At 66.2% G+C, this 16,704-nt stretch carries 17 protein-coding genes; 9 read left to right on the top strand and 8 right to left on the bottom strand.

The annotated features are described in order from the left end of the window. Positions 1–126 precede the first annotated feature (126 nt). The 5 genes from hpnC to ACY65G_RS22150 all read left to right on the top strand — a co-directional run bounded on the left by hpnC (position 127) and on the right by ACY65G_RS22150 (position 4,985). Positions 127–948 (top strand): squalene synthase HpnC, encoded by an 822-nt coding sequence (hpnC, locus tag ACY65G_RS22170; protein WP_464999461.1) that lies wholly within the window; start codon positions 127–129, stop codon positions 946–948. A gap of 35 nt (positions 949–983) precedes the next feature. After that, the gene (hpnD, locus tag ACY65G_RS22165) at positions 984–1,817 is read left to right on the top strand and encodes a presqualene diphosphate synthase HpnD (RefSeq protein WP_464999460.1); all 834 of its coding nucleotides are present in this window, start codon (positions 984–986) and stop codon (positions 1,815–1,817) included. 5 nt (positions 1,818–1,822) lie between these two features. Further along, on the top strand, positions 1,823–3,121 hold the full coding sequence (gene hpnE, locus ACY65G_RS22160) for a hydroxysqualene dehydroxylase HpnE (protein WP_464999459.1): 1,299 nt from the start codon (positions 1,823–1,825) through the stop codon (positions 3,119–3,121). Positions 3,122–3,396: 275 nt separating this feature from the next. Continuing rightward, positions 3,397–4,173 carry a DUF1700 domain-containing protein gene (locus ACY65G_RS22155; RefSeq protein ID WP_464999458.1) on the top strand — a complete coding sequence of 259 codons (777 nt, stop codon included), beginning with the start codon at positions 3,397–3,399 and terminating at the stop codon, positions 4,171–4,173. Further along, on the top strand, positions 4,173–4,985 hold the full coding sequence (locus ACY65G_RS22150) for a head GIN domain-containing protein (protein WP_464999457.1): 813 nt from the start codon (positions 4,173–4,175) through the stop codon (positions 4,983–4,985). Before ACY65G_RS22155 ends, ACY65G_RS22150 begins: the two co-directional genes overlap by 1 nt. A gap of 14 nt (positions 4,986–4,999) precedes the next feature. Here the strand turns inward: ACY65G_RS22150 and ACY65G_RS22145 are convergent, their stop codons facing one another. Next, the gene (locus tag ACY65G_RS22145) at positions 5,000–5,638 is read right to left on the bottom strand and encodes an NAD(P)-dependent oxidoreductase (RefSeq protein ID WP_464999456.1); all 639 of its coding nucleotides are present in this window, start codon (positions 5,636–5,638) and stop codon (positions 5,000–5,002) included. 132 nt (positions 5,639–5,770) lie between these two features. Between ACY65G_RS22145 and ACY65G_RS22140 the strand changes: the two genes are divergently transcribed. Continuing rightward, positions 5,771–6,721 (top strand): LysR family transcriptional regulator, encoded by a 951-nt coding sequence (locus ACY65G_RS22140; protein ID WP_464999455.1) that lies wholly within the window; start codon positions 5,771–5,773, stop codon positions 6,719–6,721. Here ACY65G_RS22140 and ACY65G_RS22135 read toward each other — a convergent pair. Next, positions 6,693–7,949, bottom strand: a complete 1,257-nt coding sequence (locus ACY65G_RS22135; RefSeq protein WP_464999454.1) for a TIGR03862 family flavoprotein — start codon at positions 7,947–7,949, stop codon at positions 6,693–6,695. The genes ACY65G_RS22140 and ACY65G_RS22135 overlap by 29 nt on opposite strands. 72 nt (positions 7,950–8,021) lie before the next feature. Here ACY65G_RS22135 and ACY65G_RS22130 point away from each other — a divergent pair, with 72 nt between their 5' ends. Further along, positions 8,022–8,267 (top strand): hypothetical protein, encoded by a 246-nt coding sequence (locus ACY65G_RS22130; protein ID WP_464999453.1) that lies wholly within the window; start codon positions 8,022–8,024, stop codon positions 8,265–8,267. A gap of 10 nt (positions 8,268–8,277) precedes the next feature. Here ACY65G_RS22130 and moaD read toward each other — a convergent pair whose 3' ends face one another. The 6 genes from moaD to kbl all read right to left on the bottom strand — a co-directional run bounded on the left by moaD (position 8,278) and on the right by kbl (position 15,117). Next, positions 8,278–8,535 (bottom strand): molybdopterin converting factor subunit 1, encoded by a 258-nt coding sequence (gene moaD / locus ACY65G_RS22125; protein WP_464999452.1) that lies wholly within the window; start codon positions 8,533–8,535, stop codon positions 8,278–8,280. 26 nt (positions 8,536–8,561) lie between these two features. Next, positions 8,562–9,773, bottom strand: a complete 1,212-nt coding sequence (locus ACY65G_RS22120; protein ID WP_464999451.1) for a molybdopterin molybdotransferase MoeA — start codon at positions 9,771–9,773, stop codon at positions 8,562–8,564. After that, on the bottom strand, positions 9,774–11,288 hold the full coding sequence (thrC, locus tag ACY65G_RS22115) for a threonine synthase (RefSeq protein WP_464999450.1): 1,515 nt from the start codon (positions 11,286–11,288) through the stop codon (positions 9,774–9,776). It abuts the gene before it with no gap. A gap of 245 nt (positions 11,289–11,533) precedes the next feature. Then, positions 11,534–12,907 (bottom strand): L-serine ammonia-lyase, encoded by a 1,374-nt coding sequence (locus ACY65G_RS22110; protein ID WP_464999449.1) that lies wholly within the window; start codon positions 12,905–12,907, stop codon positions 11,534–11,536. A 42-nt stretch (positions 12,908–12,949) separates the two neighbouring features. Further along, complete coding sequence (locus tag ACY65G_RS22105; RefSeq protein WP_464999537.1) at positions 12,950–13,912, bottom strand: NAD-dependent epimerase/dehydratase family protein; 963 nt, start codon at positions 13,910–13,912, stop codon at positions 12,950–12,952. Further along, on the bottom strand, positions 13,912–15,117 hold the full coding sequence (kbl, locus tag ACY65G_RS22100; protein WP_464999448.1) for a glycine C-acetyltransferase: 1,206 nt from the start codon (positions 15,115–15,117) through the stop codon (positions 13,912–13,914). Before kbl ends, ACY65G_RS22105 begins: the two co-directional genes overlap by 1 nt. 284 nt (positions 15,118–15,401) lie before the next feature. Between kbl and ACY65G_RS22095 the strand changes: the two genes are divergently transcribed. Both ACY65G_RS22095 and ACY65G_RS22090 read left to right on the top strand, forming a co-directional pair. Then, positions 15,402–15,983: a helix-turn-helix domain-containing protein gene (locus tag ACY65G_RS22095; protein WP_464999447.1), complete on the top strand. Its 582-nt coding sequence runs from the start codon at positions 15,402–15,404 to the stop codon at positions 15,981–15,983. Positions 15,984–16,061: 78 nt separating this feature from the next. Further along, the gene (locus ACY65G_RS22090; RefSeq protein WP_464999446.1) at positions 16,062–16,673 is read left to right on the top strand and encodes a hypothetical protein; all 612 of its coding nucleotides are present in this window, start codon (positions 16,062–16,064) and stop codon (positions 16,671–16,673) included. Positions 16,674–16,704 lie beyond the last annotated feature (31 nt).

Genomic DNA, 16,704 nt, shown 5'->3' with positions numbered 1-16,704 from the left:
GCCACTATGATTGCGGGCTGAATGAATGAAATTATTATAAGTAATGTACAAAAGTAAGAAGAAAATTATAGTCCTGGCCTGCCGGTTTGCAAATGACTTTCGCGTCAGTTAGTCGCGCGCGCTCCCATGGCCGTTGACCATTACGAGAACTTCCCCGTCGCGTCGCTGCTGATGCCGCGCCGGCTCGTGCCCGCCGTGCAGGCGATCTACGCCTTCGCGCGCGGTGCCGACGATGTTGCCGACGAGGGCGACGCGACGCCCGCGCAGCGCCTCGCCGCCCTGGGCGAATACGAGGCCGCGCTGGTGCACATCGAACTGGGCGCGCCGCCGGGCGAGCCGGTGTTCCGCAAGCTTGCCGGCGCCATCGCCGCCCACGACCTGCCACTCAAGCCGTTCCACGACCTGCTGTCGGCCTTCCGGCAGGACGTGACCGTCACCCGCTACCAGCGATACGACGAACTGCTCGACTACTGCGAGCGCTCGGCCAATCCGGTCGGCCTGCTCATGCTGCACCTGTACGGGGCGGCCACGCCGGACAACGTGCGCGACTCCGACGCGATCTGCACGGCGCTCCAGCTGATCAACTTCTGGCAGGACGTGGCCGTGGACCAGCAAAAGGAACGCATCTACATTCCGCTCGACGACCTGGCCCGTTTTGCGATTTCTCCGGCCCACTTGCACGATCCGGCGGCGCGCGGCAAGTGGCGCGCGCTGATGCGCTTCGAGGTGGAACGCACACGCGCACTGATGCTTTCGGGCGCGCCGCTCGCATGGCGGCTGCCGGGCCGCATCGGCCTCGAATTGCGGTTGATCGTCCATGGCGGCCTGCGCATCCTGGAAGCGATCGAGGAAGTCGATTACGACGTGTTTCGGCGCCGACCCGTGCTGCGCCGCGCAGACTGGCTGAAAGTTTTCTGGCGCGCGTTGCGGCCCTTACCCTTAGAATAGCGCCTTCGATTCGCGCAATATTGCAAAATAATTACATGTCCCCCGACGATTACTGCCAGCAGAAGGCCGCCGCCAGCGGCTCGAGTTTCTATTACAGCTTCCTGTTCCTGCCGCCCGAACGCCGGCGCGCGATCACGGCGCTGTATGCGTTCTGCCGCGAAGTGGACGACACCGTCGACGAATGCACCGACGAATCGCTCGCCCGCATCAAGCTGGCCTGGTGGCGCACCGAGATGGCGGCCATGTACGAGGGCAAGCCGACGCATCCGGTCACGAAGGCGTTGCAACCGCACGTGGCGCCATATGGCCTGCAGCAGGAACACATGCAGGCGATCATCGACGGCATGGAAATGGACCTGAACCAGACCCGCTACCTCGATTACGCCGGCCTGTCGAAATACTGCTGGCACGTGGCCGGCGTGGTCGGCATCCTGTCGGCCAGCATCTTCGGTTCGACCAGTCCGCAAACGCTGCGCTATGCCGAAAAGCTGGGCCACGCATTCCAGCTCACGAACATCATTCGCGACGTGGGCGAAGATGCCCGCAAGGGCCGCATCTACCTGCCGATCAACGAGCTGCAGCAGTTCGGCGTGACCGCGGCGGACCTGCTGAACGCGCGCCACACGGAAAACTTCACGAAGCTGATGGCCTTCCAGGCCGAGCGTGCGCAAAAGGCCTACGAGGAAGCGTTCGCACTGCTGCCGAAGGAGGACCGCCGCGCCCAGCGCCCCGGCCTGATCATGGCGGCCATCTACCGCACGGTGCTCGACGAGATCGAGCGCGACGGCTACCACGTGCTCACGCAGCGGATCTCGCTGACGCCGATCCGCAAGCTGTGGCTGGCCTGGAAGACCTACGTCCGTGGCTGACCTGAATGGGTAGCCGCGTCGCGGTCGTCGGCGGCGGCTGGGCCGGCTGCGCCGCCGCCGTCGACCTGGTGCGCGGCGGTGCCGACGTCACGCTGTTCGAAGCCAGCCGCACGCTGGGTGGCCGCGCGCGCCGTATCGAGGCGGCCGGCCGTACTCTCGACAATGGCCAGCACATCATGCTGGGCGCCTATGCGGTGTCGCTGAAGCTGATGCGCACGGTCGGTGTCGACCTGGACCGCGCGGTGCTGGCGCTGCCGCTGCAGATGCGCTACCCGCCCGGCGGCATGGACTTCGTGGCGCCACGGCTGCCCGCGCCACTGCACCTCGCCGTCGCCCTGCTGCGCGCCACCGGGCTGGATCGCGAGGACAAGCTGGCGATGACCCGGTTCTCGACGACGGCGCGCTGGATGGGCTGGCAGCTCGACAACGACTGCACCGTGACCGAGTTGCTGGAACGCTTCGACCAGACCCCGCGCCTCGTGAAACTCATGTGGCGCCCGCTGTGCCTGGCGGCACTGAACACGCCCCCGGAAACGGCATCGGCCAGGGTGTTCCTGGCCGTGCTGCGCGACAGCCTGGGTGCGCGGCGCAAGGCGTCGGACATGCTGGTTCCCCGCCACGACCTGTCGGCTCTCTTTCCGGAATCGGCGGCGCGGTGGCTCGGGCAGCGTGGCGCAAACGTTCGGTTAGGTGCAAAAATTTCGGAAGTGGCCCAGCATCCCGGTGGCTGGCTGCTCGACGGCACGCCATTCGACAAGGTCGTGCTGGCCACACCGCCCGCCGTCACGGCCGCGCTGCTGGCACCGCTGCACGAGGCGGCGCCCGTCGTCGCCCAGCTTTCCGCCTTCACGTATGAGCCGATCACGACCTGCTACCTGCAATACAGCGTCGCCACGCATCTGCCACGGGTGTTTTTCGCGCTGCAAGACGAACCGGCCGCAGGCCACTGGGGCCAGTTCGTGTTCGACCGCGGCCAGCTCGATCCGGCGCAGGCGGGGCTGCTGGCGGTGATCGTCAGTGCATCCGGCGCGGCGAGCGCCCTGCCCCAGCCCCAGCTGGCGCAGGCCATTGCCGCGCAACTGGCCCGCGCATTCGACCGCCCGGAACTCGGCAGCCCGGCATGGACGAAAGTCGTTACCGAAAAACGCGCCACGTATGCCTGCACGGCCGGCCTGGCCCGCCCGGCGAACGCCACGCCGCTCGCCGGCCTCGTGCTGGCCGGCGACTATACGGCCGGCGACTATCCCGCCACGCTGGAAATGGCGGTGCGCAGCGGACTGGCTGCTGCAGCGCTCTTGCGTTGAGCCGCGTTGCTGCGTTGATCCACAATCCTGCCCTGCCCCGCCCTGCCCCGCCTGGCGACCGCCCGGCCCTCCGTTTCTGCAGCCTGTCGCAGCGCGTTGGCATGTTCCTTGCCATCGCCGTACAGTGGGAACATCGGAGGACCCCGGATATGAAGATCACTTTGACAACACTCGCCGTTCTGGCCATCGTACTGCTAAGCGCGGTCGCGATCGTCCAGATCGACGCCCACGGCCACCCCGTGGCGCTGCAACTGGCGATGCACTAGGAAACACCGATGGGCAAGCAGGATTATCTCGACGCGCTCAGGAAGGCCTTGACAGGCCTGCCACTGGAAACGGTGGCCAAGACCCTGGCTTACTATGAGCAGCGTTTCATCGACGGCCTCGTCGCCGGTCGCAGCGAGGCCGAGATCGTGGCCGACCTGGACGACCCGCGCAAGATCGCGATGACCCTGCGTGCCAGCGTGCACCTGCAATCGTTCGAACAGAAGCGCACCCCCGCCAGCCTTGGCCGCATGCTGGCGTCGTTCACCGGCATGGCGGTGTTCAACCTGTTCATGGTCGTGCCGGCGGCCGTCTTCACGGCGCTGTTGCTGACCGTGTACGCATGCTCGTTCGCGTTCTATGTCAGTGGCATCGCCGTCGCCGCCAGCGGCCTGGCGGGCGCCAACGAAATGATCCTGGCCGGCCCGCTGCGTCATATTGCCGATATCGACGACGATGGGCGCGATCGCCTGCAAACGCGCATCTCGATCGGCGAGCGCGGCATCGAGGTCAGCCAGCAGCCGTCGCCCGGCCTGCAACAGGAGCTCGACGAGGAAGTGAGCCGCTCCGGCCGCCTGCTGGACAATGCCGAAGCCATGGCCGACGGCAGCGTGCGCATTTCCGTCGATCCCGAAGGCGCGTCGCGTGCCACGCAGACGATGCTCGGCTTCGGCCTCGTGGTAGGCGGCATCGCCCTCTTCCTGCTGTCGCTGGTGGTCACGCGCTACAGCGCCATCGGCCTGCGCCGCTATGTGCAGATGAACCATTCGCTGCTGCGGGGCCGGTGATGCGTATCCGCACCCTCGTCAAGGTGGGCCTGTCGCTGTTCGTCCTCGCGCTCGGCCTGATCGGCGTGACCTACACCATGCTGCGCGCGCAAGGCGTGGCCAATCCGTCGACGACCGCTGGCCGTGTCACGCGCACCGACGTGCGCGAGATCGGCCACGGCATCACGGCCATCGACCTGCAAGGCCCGATCGACCTGACGCTGCGCCAGGGCAGCACGCCATCGCTGAAGGTGCGCGGCGAACAGCGCCTGCTGGGCAACGTCGCCACGTCGCAGGAAGACGGCACGCTGCGCATCGCCACCACCGGCATGCTGTTCCACCACAAGCGCCCGCTGCAGGTGGAAGCCGTGCTGCCGTCGCTCGAGTCGGTCGACATCCGCGGCAGCGGCGACAGTGCCATCACCGGCTTTTCCGGCGAACGGCTGAAGATCACGCTGAACGGTTCCGGCGACCTGGCGTTCTCCGGCCGCTACCGGCACGTGCAGGCGGCCGTCCATGGCAACGGTGGCCTGGACCTGAAATCGGGCAGCAGCGAGGACGTGCAACTGGCCCTGTACGGCTCCGGATCGATCAGCGTGTCGGGCACGTGCGATGTACTGAACGCCGAGTTGACCGGTTCCGGCGTCATCGACGCGCAGCACATGGCGTCGAACACGGTGTCCGTGGAGATAAAGGGCTCGGGCAGTACCGAGGTCTTTGCCCGCAAGCGCGCCGCGATCGCGGTGGCCGGCAGTGGCGACGTGACAGTCTATGGCAATCCGGACGAGCGCAGCGTCAGTCGCACGGGATCGGGCGACGTGTCGTTCGAATAGCGCCTGTCCCGCTCTTAGTACCCCACCGTGTAACGGCTGCGCGAATGCGCGGGCCGCTCCAGTTCGTCGATCATGGCGGTCGCATAGTCAGGCAACGAGATATGGCTGTGGCCCTCCGCATCGACCAGCAACGTGTCCGTGCCGAGTCGGAACCGACCGGTGCGTTCGCCCGGTTCCAGGTGCGCCGATGGCGCCAGCATCGTCCAGTCGACGTCCCGCTCGCCCTGCAGCAGCGCCAGCGCCCGGCGGGCACCTTCGGCCGTGGCTTTCCATTGCGCCGGGAATTGAGGGGTGTCGACGAGTTGCAGACCGGGCGCCACTTCGAGACTACCGGCGCCACCCACCACGAGCAGGCGGGGAACGCTGGCCCTCTTGACGGCCGCGACGATCGACTTGATGCCTTCGAGGTAATAGCCCAGCACGTCGGCCTGCGCGTGGCCGCTGAACGCGCTGATGACCGCGTCGTGCCCTGCGAGCTTGCCGGCCAGGTCGTCCTGAGCCAGCACATCGACCTGGGTGGCGACAACGCGCTCGCCTGCTTCGACCTTGGCGGGATGCGATACCAGCGCGGTGACATCATGGCCGCGCGCGACAGCCTCCTTCAACAATGCCGAGCCGACGAAACCGGTGGCGCCGATGATTGCAACCTTCATGACCTGCTCCTTGTAATGATCCAGATGAAACGGCAGCGAATGCCGATGAACGTCATCATCACCGAAACCATTGAGCAGGAAAACGGATCAATCCATAATTCACTTTTCTGCAATCCTGAAAAGTGAAAATTCATGGCCCTTCCCGGCAAGATCGACCTGAACGACCTGCTGGTGTTCCAGGCCGTGGCGGAGACCGGCGGATTCACCGCCGCGGCGGGACGTCTCGGCGTGGCCACCGCGAAGATCAGCGTTGAAATCGGCCGCCTGGAGTCGCGGCTCGGCATCGCGCTGTTAAGCCGGACGACCCGCAAGGTCGTGTTGACGGACGCGGGGCAGGCCCTGCTCGAGGAATGCCGCCCCTTGCTGCATGGTTTGGGCGAAGCCCTTGATCGCGCAGCGTCCGGCAAGGAGCAGCTTGCGGGCACGCTGCGGATCAGTACCACCGTCGACCATGCAACGCTGTCGCTCGCCCCCGCCCTGGCCGCCTTTGCACGGCAGCATCCTCATCTCGCGATCGACTTGCGCACGGGCGACCGCGTGGTCGACCTGGTCGAGGAAGGCATCGATGTCGCCATCCGGCTCGGCTGGCTGCGCAACTCGTCGAACCGCGCGGTCAAGCTCGGCGAGTTCGAGCAGTATGTCGTCGCGGCGCCGGGCTATGTCGAATCACGCCAGCCCTTGAAAACGCCGGAAGACCTGGAAGCACTGAACTGGATCGCCCTGACGCTGATGCCGACGCCCTTCACATGGAAATTTTCAGCGCACGGCGGCGATAGCAGGACCGTTCACGTGAAGTCGCGCCTGCGCGTCGACGCGCCCGGGGTGCTGCGCTCGCTGCTTCAGGAAGGAATGGGCGTCTCCGTGCTGGACCAGTTCAATGCGCAGGAAGGCATCGCTACGCAACGACTGGTTCGCCTGCTGCCGGAGTGGTCGCTGCCTTCGGCGGGCATGTATGCCGTCTATCCACCTGGCAGGCAGGTGTCCGCCAAGGTTCGCAGCTTCATTGATTTCTATCGGACGTATCTGGATGAGCGGTGCCCGTTACGGCGGGCGGTTATGCGGGCGGCGCCTGGAGCCATGTGAACACATCGGTGCCGGCAACTACCCCACTCGCCAGGCAAGCCGTCAACAGATACCCCCCGGTCGGCGCTTCCCAGTCGACCATCTCCCCGGCCACGAACACGCCCGGCATCGACCGCAACATCGTGCCCTCGAGCGCCCCGAACACCACCCCGCCGGCACTACTGATGGCTTCGTCGATGGGCCGCGGCGCCCGCAAGGTCACCGGCAACGCTTTCAGGGCACGGGCCAGTGCCGCCGGATCGGCATAAGCCTGCTTGCTCAGGCACTCGTGCAGCAAGCCCGCCTTCACGCCCTTGATGCCGAGCCGCCCCTGCAGGTGGCTCGACATCGACCGGGATCCGCGCGGCCGTGTCACCTCGGCCAGCACCCGCTCGGCCGGCAGGTCCGGCAACAGGTCCAGCTCGATCACGGCGCTGCCATGCGCCGCGATCTGGTCCCGCACGGGCGCGGACAGCGCATAAATCAGGCTGCCTTCGACGCCGGCGGCCGTGACCACGAACTGCCCCTGCCTGCGCACGCGCTGCCCGGAGCCGTCGGTCCACGTTGCCGCCACGGTCGTCAATGGCTGGCCCGCATGGCGCTGCGCGAACAGCGGGTTCCAGCCCACGTCGAAGCCGCAGTTCGATGGCCGCAGCGGCGCGACATCGATGCCGCGCGACGCCAGCAGCGGCACCCAGGCGCCATCGGAGCCGAGCCGCGCCCAGCTACCGCCCCCCAGCGCCAGCACGGTCGCATCGGCGGCAACGAGCAGCTCGCCGCCCGGCGTGTCGAAGCGCAGTGCGCCATCCGACCAGCCGGTCCACCGGTGCCGCTGGTGGAACTGCACGCCGGCTTCGCGCAGGCGATGGAGCCATGCGCGCAGCAGCGGCGCCGCTTTCATCTCGGTCGGGAATACACGGCCCGACGTGCCGACGAACGTCTCGATGCCCAGCCCGTGCACCCACGCGCGCACAGCATCCGGCCCGAACGCATCGAGCATGGGCCGCAGCGCGGCGGCGCGATCGCCGTAGCGCGTGACGAACTGCTCATAGGGTTCGGCGTGCGTGATGTTCATGCCGCCACGGCCGGCCAGCAGGAACTTGCGGCCGACGGACGGCATCGCGTCGTACAGGTGGATGTCGAAGGTGCCGGCGCGGGCCAGCGTTTCGGCGGCCATCAGGCCGGCCGGTCCGCCGCCGACGATCGCCACGCGCGGGCGCTGGCCTGGGGAAGTATCTGGGGTATGCATGAGGAGCGAGATTGTAGTGCAAAACGCGCCCGTCCCCGGCATACTGGGAAAAGATCACTGCCGGAGGAACCGATGGGCCCCCTTTTCTGGATCAAGCGCTACCTGCTCGCGGCCGTGCCGCTGTTTGCCATCCTGGCCGCCATCGAATGGGCGAAAGGCACGACCACGCCGGCGGACATCGCCAGCGCCGCCATCTGGGCCGCCGTGGCCGCCGCGATCTTTACCGCCGCGGCATGGAACCGCTATCGCAAGGCCCTGCAATGCGCGGCATGCGAGGCAACGCTGCCAAAACCCGCTGCGGCGCCGCGCAAGAAGTAAAGCTGAAAACTCAGCCGCCCGTCACGGGCGGGAAGAACGCCACTTCGGCGTTATCGGTCAATGCCTCGGACGCACCGCACATCTGCTGGTTGCAGGCCATGCGCAGCGCGCGGCCTTCGCCGAGCGCCTCGGCCCAGGCGCCACCACGGGCCACCAGCAGGTCGCGCAGCGCGCCGACGGTTGCCACATCGGCCGGCACATCGATCGTTTCGCCGCCGGTGCCCAGCTTTTCACGCACGCTGGCAAAGAATTTCAGGTTGATTCGCATATCAGTACAGCACTCCAATACAGCACTCAGTACAGCAATTCAGAAAACGGGATGAAGCGCACCGTATCGCCGGTGCGGATTGCCTGGCCCGGCGGATTGTCCACCAGCCCGTCGCCCCACACGGTCGACGTCAGCACGCCCGATCCCTGGTTCGGGAAGAGGTCGAGGCCGCCGTTGCCATTCATGCGCACGCGCAGGAATTCGTTGCGGCGGTCGCCTTTCCAGTCGAAGTCCGCGCGCAGCGGGAATACCAAAGGCGCACGGGAGTCGGCGCCCTGCAGCTTCAGCAGGAAAGGCCGCACGAACAGCAGGAACGTGACGAAGCTCGATACCGGGTTGCCCGGCAGCCCGATGAAGAACGCGTCGCCCACTTCGCCGAACGCCAGCGGCTTGCCCGGCTTGATGGCGATCTGCCACATATCGAGCTTGCCTTCCGCCTCCACGGCCGGCTTCACGTGATCTTCCTCGCCCACCGACACGCCGCCGGAAGTGATGATCAGGTCGCTCGCCTGCGCCGCTTCGCGCAGCACGGCGCGGGTGGCCTCCAGGCTGTCCGGCACGATGCCGAGATCGGTGACTTCGCAGCCCAGGTTTTCCAGCAGCCCGCGGAGCAGGAAGCGGTTGGAGTTGTAGATGCCGCCGGGCGCCAGCGGCTCGCCCGGCATCGTCAACTCGTCGCCGGTGAAGAACACGGCCACGCGCACGCGGCGCAGCAGCGGCAGGCTGGCCAGCCCGATCGAGGCGGCAAGGCCAAGTTCCTGGCTGCGCAGGCGCGAGCCCGCCCGCAGGATCGCGTTGCCGCTGCGGATATCCTCGCCGGCGCGGCGGATCCACTCGCCCGCCTGCGGCGCGTGGCGCACCGTCACCGTGTCGCCCTGGGCCTCGCATTGCTCCTGCATCACCACCGCATCGGCCCCTGGCGGAATAAATGCGCCGGTAAAGATGCGCGCAGCGGTGCCGGGTCGCAGCGGCTCGCCCACGTGGCCGGCCGGAATGCGCTGGGAGACGGACAACACGGCGGCGCCGCTGGCACAGTCGGCGGCGCACACCGCGTAGCCGTCCATCTGCGTGTTGTCCTGCGCGGGCACGTCGATGCCCGACACGCAGTCGGCGGCCAGCACGCGGCCGTTTGCCGCCAGCGTGGGCACCGTTTCGACATCCGTCACGGGACGGCACGCCGCCAGCAGGAAGTCCAGTGCTTCCTGCCGCGACAGCATCGGCTTGCGCGCGCCCGTCATTTACAGGCCCGTGTCGGCGGCACTGACGTTGGCCGAGATATACGCCTTCATCTTGTCGACGTCCGGCGGCATCACGGTGTATTTTTGCGGCAGCGATTCGATATCCTCGAAGCCAGCCGGGCGCTCGGCATCCTCGCCCAGCGCTTCCAGGATGGTTTCGTTGAACTTCGCCGCCAGCGCCGTTTCCAGCACGATCATCGGCACGCCTTCTTCGATGTATTCCTTGGCCACCTTGATGCCGTCGGCCGTGTGCGTGTCGACGACGATGCCGTAGTCGTCGGCCACGTCGCGGATCGTCTGCACGCGGTCGGCGTGCGTCGACTTGCCGGACTTGAAGCCATACTGCGCCACTTTCGCGAACTCGTCGCCGTCGCTGCCCTCGGCGCCGGACAGGTCGAAGCCGCCGTCGCTTTCCACTTTCGTGAACAGCGCCTTCACGCGCGCCGGATCGCGGCCGACCAGGTCATAGATGAAGCGCTCGAAATTCGACGCCTTGCTGATGTCCATCGACGGGCTGCTCGTGTGGTACGTCTCGGCCGACTTGCGCACGCGGTAGATGCCCGTGCGGAAGAACTCGTCCAGCACGTCGTTCTCGTTGGTGGCCACCACCAGCTTGTCGATCGGCAGGCCCATCATGCGGGCGATGTGGCCGGCGCAGATATTGCCGAAGTTCCCGGAGGGTACCGTGAACGACACCTTCTGGTCGTTCGACGTGGTGGCGGCCAGGTAGCCGCGGAAGTAATACACCACCTGCGCGACCACACGGGCCCAGTTGATCGAATTGACGGTGCCGATCTTGTGGCGGGCCTTGAATTCCAGGTCGTTCGACACGGCCTTCACGATATCCTGGCAATCGTCGAACACGCCTTCGACGGCGATGTTCAGGATGTTCGGATCCTGCAGGCTGAACATCTGCGCCGTCTGGAACGCGCTCATCTTCTTGTGCGGCGACAGCATGAACACGCGGATGCCGCGCTTGCCGCGCATCGCATATTCGGCCGCGCTGCCGGTATCGCCCGACGTGGCGCCGAAGATGTTCAGCTGCGCATCCTGCTTGGCCAGCGCATATTCGAACAGGTTGCCGAGCAATTGCATCGCCATGTCCTTGAACGCCAGCGTGGGCCCGTTCGACAGCGCCTGCAAGACCAGCTTCTTGCCGCCCTCTTCTTCCAGCACGCGCAGCGGCGTGATATCGGCCGCGTTCTCGCCTTCGCGCGCGTTGCGGTACACATCGGCCGTGTAGGTCTTGTGCGCCAGCGCCTTCAGGTCGGACTCGGGAATGTCGGTCGCGAATTTGCGCAGGATTTCAAACGCGAGATCGGCATACGACAGCTTGCGCCATGCGTCGAGCTCCGCGCCCGTCACCTGCGGGTAGTCGGCCGGCAGGTACAGGCCACCGTCGGGGGCCAGGCCGCCCAGGAGGATGTCACTGAATGTCGCCGATGGTTGTGCGGAAGTTTGCTGGGAAGACGCTGCTGCAGCCGACGCATCGGCGCGGGTAGACACATATTGCATGGTTCTGGTAATCCGGTTTGTGCACAGAAGAGGGATTCCTATTATAGTGCGGCCGCAGTTTCTTTGCGAAATTTGCCAGCTTTTCGAATTTTATGCTGTGATTTCATGCATTCGAGCCGCCGGCACCGCCAGCCCCGACGTCAGCGGCCGGAATCAGACCCCGGCTCCGTGAGCGGCCGAGCTCGTCGCGAACGGCGACGTGGGGCCTGACCCGAGGTCTGCGTTGGAGTGATACCAACCCGTCGTCAGCAAGCCGCGTGGTTCACCGTCACCACATGCACGGCCAGACCGCCCAGCGACGTTTCCTTGTACTTCGCCTGCATGTCGGCGCCCGTCTGGCGCATCGTTTCGATCACCTCGTCGAGGCTCACGAAATGCGTGCCGTCGCCTTTCAGCGCCAGCGAAGCGGCGGTGATCGCCTTCACGGCGCCCATGCCGTTGCGCTCGATGCACGGAATCTGCACCAGCCCGCCGATGGGGTCGCATGTCATGCCCAGGTGGTGCTCGATGCCGATTTCCGCGGCGTTCTCGATCTGCGCGTTGGAACCGCCCAGCGCGGCCACGAGGCCGGCGGCGGCCATCGCACAGGCCACGCCTACCTCGCCCTGGCAGCCGATCTCCGCGCCGGAGATCGACGCGTTGCGCTTGCACAGCATGCCGATGGCGGCCGCGGTCAGCAGGAATTCGCGCACGCCACGCACCGGGTCGAGCGGCTTGCAATCCTCCGCATAGTATTTCAGGACGGCGGGGATGATGCCGGCCGCGCCATTGGTCGGCGCCGTCACCACGCGGCCCCCCGCGGCATTTTCCTCGTTGACGGCCATCGCATACAGCGACACGCCATTGAGCGCATCGTGCGGCAACTCGTTGGCACGGTCGGCGCCCTGCGCCTGCTGCCACAGCCGGGCCGCGCGGCGCTTCACATTCAGCCCGCCCGGCAGCTGGCCCGACGTTTCCAGGCCGCGCGCGATACACGAGCGCATCACCTGCCAGATCCGGTCCAGCCCCGCATCGAGCGCGTCGGGCGCCAGGCGTGCCAGTTCGTTCGCGCGCAGCATCTGCGGGATCGTCGCGCCCGTGCGTTCGCCGTGCGCCAGCAAATCCGCCATCGTATCGAACGGGTACGGCACGCGTGCGTCCGGTGCGGCATCGGCCGCGCCCTCGCCTTCGGCACGGATGAACCCGCCGCCGACCGAGTAATACACCTGGCTCGCGTCGCCGCCCGGGCGGTGCAGGATGAAACGCATGCCGTTCGGGTGCTCGGGCAGATTTTCCGTCTTGTGGAATACCAGGTGGCGCGCGCGAACGAACGGCACCGGCTTCATGCCCAGCAGGTTCAGCTCACCCCGCAGCCCGGCTTCGGCCAGCATCGGATCGACCCGGTCCGGGTCCACGTCCTGCGGCGTCTCTCCCATCAGGCCCAGCAGCACCGCCTTGTCGGTGGCGTGGCCCACGCCGGTCAGCGCCAGCGAACCATACAGCTCGGCCGTCACGCCCGTCACGTCATCGAGCGGTCCGTGCTCCAGCAGGAAGCGCCGCGCGGCCACCATCGGCCCCACCGTGTGCGAGCTGGAAGGGCCGATGCCGATCTTGAACAGATCGAATACGCTCATGTCCATCTTGTGTCTCTTTATAGTAGTAGTGAAGATGGGAGAAAAAACTCAGGCCGCCTCGCTGACCTTCGCGTCGACGTTGGCCAGCATGTCGCGCACGATCTCGTCGACGCCGATGCGCGCCTGCCAGCCCCAGTCGGCACGGGCAGCGGCATCGTCGAGGCTTTGCGGCCACGTGTCGGCGATCTGCTGGCGGCTGTCCGGCTGGTACGACACCGCGAAGCGCGGCACGCGCGCCTTGATCGCGGCGGCCAGTTCCTCCGGCGAGAACGACACGCCGGCCACGTTGTATGCCGAACGGATCTTCACCTTTTCCGCGGGCGCGTCCATCAGTTCGATCGTGGCGCGGATCGCGTCGGCCATGTAGATCATCGGCAGCGTCGTCTGCGGCCCCAGGAAGCACTCGTAGCGCTCGCCGCGCAGCGCCGCGTGGAAGATCGCGATCGCATAGTCGGTCGTGCCGCCGCCCGGGGGCGACTTGTAGCTGATGATGCCGGGGTAGCGAATGCTGCGCACGTCCACGCCATACTTCAGGTGGTAGTACTCGCACAGCCGCTCGCCGGCCAGCTTGCTGATGCCATAGATCGACGTGGGATCCATCACCGCCATCTGGGGCGTGGCATCCTGCGGCGTGTTCGGGCCGAACGCGGCGATGGACGACGGCCAGAACACCTTCAGCGGCTTGCCCAGTTCCTTGCGCTCGCGGGCGATCTCGAGGATGTTCAGCAAGCCGTCCATGTTCAGTTTCCACGCCTTCAGCGGTGCCTGTTCGCCGGTGGCGGACAGCATGGCGGCCAGCTGGTACACCTGCGTGATGTCTTGCGACGACACCAGCTGCGCCAGCGCCTCTTCGTCCAGCACGTTCAAAACCTGGTATTGCGCGGCGCCGTACAGGTTCTTCGGCGAGATATCGGTGGCAAACACATTGTCCGCGCCATGCCTGAGCGACAGGGCCTCCACCAGTTCGCTGCCGATCTGCCCGTTGGCGCCGATGACGAGTATCCGTTCCATCATTCTTTTTCCTTTACGATGCCGAGTTCCTTGCCGGCCTGCGCGAACGCGGCCAGTACCTTGTCCAGCTGCTCGCGGGTATGCGCCGCGGACAGCTGTACGCGCACGCGCGCCTGTCCCATCGGCACCACCGGGTAGAAGAAGCCGGACAGCAGCACGCCCAGTTCATACATGCGCGCCGCGAATTTCTGCGCCACCGGCGCCTCGAACAGCATCACCGGCACCACCGGGTGCGTGCCCGGCTTGATCGTGAAACCGATGCGTTCGATCTCGCGGCGGAAGTAGGCGGTGTTCTCGTGCAGCCGGTCGCGCAGTTCCGTCGAAGCCGAGATCTTCTTCAGCACGGCGAGCGAAGCGCCGGCGATCGACGGCGCCAGCGTGTTCGAGAACAGGTACGGGCGCGATTTCTGGCGCAGCGTCTCGATGACTTCCTTGCGGCCGGAGGTAAACCCGCCCATGGCGCCGCCCAGCGCCTTGCCCAGCGTGCCCGTGATGATATCGATCCTGCCCAGCACACCGTGGTGCTCGTGCGTGCCGCGCCCTGTCTTGCCCATGAAGCCCGAAGCGTGGCACTCGTCGATCATCACGAGGGCGCCATACTGTTCGGCCAGTGCGACGATCCGGTCGAGCTGGGCGATCGTGCCGTCCATCGAGAACACGCCGTCGGTCACGATGATCTTGTGGCGCTTGCCGGCGGCCGCCTGCAGCTGGGCTTCCAGGTCGGCCATGTCGTTGTGGGCGTAGCGGAACCGCGCCGCCTTGCACAGGCGGATGCCGTCGATGATCGACGCGTGGTTCAGCGCGTCGGAAATGATGGCGTCGTTTTCGTCGAACAGCGGTTCGAACACGCCACCGTTGGCGTCGAAGGCCGCGGCGTACAGGATCGTGTCCTCGGTGCCGAGGAAGGCGGAAATCGCCCGTTCCAGCTCCTTGTGCACCGTTTGCGTGCCGCAGATGAAGCGCACGGACGACAGCCCGTAGCCGTATTGTTCGGTAGCGTCGATCGATGCCTGCGCCACCCATTCCTGGCCGGACAGTCCGAGGTAGTTGTTGGCGCACATATTGATCAGCGTCCGCCCGTCCTCGCCCGTGACTTCCGCCCCCTGGCGGGAAGCGAGCACGCGCTCGGGCTTGTACAGCCCCTGTTCGCGCAGCTGTTCCAGGTTGTGCCGCAGGCCGGCGTAGAAATTCGCTTGTTCGCTCATGCTTGTCCTCGCTAATGGTCCAGCTGTTCGACCAGCCGATGGTTCAGCTAACCGTGCAACTGATGACCGGTTTCACCGGCAGGGCTCTCCACCGGCCGATCTGATGTCAGGGGCGCAAGCCGGTTGCTTGACCGGCATGTTGCCCCTGTTGTACCGTGCATCGCGGAGAACAGGGTATCGAACTTCGCCCTGATTCCAGTATTTTCTCCGGCTTTCACTATATTGAACTTTAGTTCGATATACTGAATCCTACATAAGCTTATTGAACTTTGCAACCGCCAATCATGAAGTCCACCGCAGCCCCCACGGCCAATGCCCCGCCCGAAGTGGGTGCCGCCCTGCAACGCCTGCGCCTTGCGCGCGGCCTCACGCTCGAAGACCTGTCGCGCATCGCCGGCGTGTCGAAATCGATGCTGTCGCAGATCGAGCGCGAAAAAGCCAATCCCACCATTGCCATCACGTGGCGCCTGGCCAATGCACTGGGTGTGGCGATCGGCGAACTGCTGGCCGACGAGCAGCGCCCCGCCGACACGATCCGGGTCCTCGATGCGCACGAAACGCCGACCTTGCCCGGTAACCATGCCGGCTATGTGCTGCGCATCCTCGGTCCGATGGAACTGGCCGGCAAATACGAATGGTATGAACTGACGCTGGCGCCCGGCGGCGAACTGGTGTCGCAGCCGCACGATCCCGGCACGACCGAGCACGTGACGCTGCTGCACGGGGCCATCGAGATCGAGGTGGGGGCGCACAAGAAAAAGGTCAAGCTGGGTGGCACCGCGCGCTATCCGGCGGACCAGCAGCATGCGCTGCGCAACATCGGCAAAACGGAAGCGAAGGCGCTGCTGGTCGTTATCCACCGCTGAGCCGGGGAACGCCGTCCTGCCGTGCTCTGCGTTTCCACGCCACGCCCTACACTGCAATCCTGTCCATGAGATTTACCGATGATGAACATTATTTGCATTGCCTGGGGTTCGCTGCTGTGGAAGCCCGGTCCCTTGAGGCTGGCTTCCGGATGGCATCCGGGCGGCCCCCTGCTGCCGCTGGAATTCGGCCGCGACAGCGACGACAGCGATGAGCTGGCGCTCGTGCTGTGCCCCGGCCGGCCGCTCGTGCCGACCTATTGGGCTTATGTCGACGCGCCGGACCTCGATGCGGCGCGCGCCATGCTGGCCGCCCGGGAAAAGATCGCGCCGGGCCACCCCGAATTCATCGGCAGCATTCCCGCGGTTGACAGTGATGGTGATAGCGCTCCCCGCATGACCCCGGGGTATGCGGCCGTGGCATCGCTGATCGCCGGCTGGCTGCGCGAACGGCACATCGATGCCGCCGTCTGGACGGCCGTGCCACCGAAGTTCGCCGGTCGCAGCGGGCACATGCCATCCGGCGAGGAAGTCCTGGCGTTCCTGGCCGGCCTGGAAGGCGAAACGCGCCAGGCCGCCGAGTTCTACATGCGCCGCACGCCGCCGCACATCGATACCCGCTACCGCAGGCTGGTCGAGAAGAGGCTGGGCTGGCGGCCATTGCGCGAAGCCGCTGTCACGCGCATGCGCTGATCCCGCACGGCAGTCTTTCCGGCCGGACAGC

It is taken from the genome of Pseudoduganella sp. jia 12, assembly GCF_055502675.1.
This window is presented reverse-complemented; position numbering and strand designations above follow the sequence as displayed.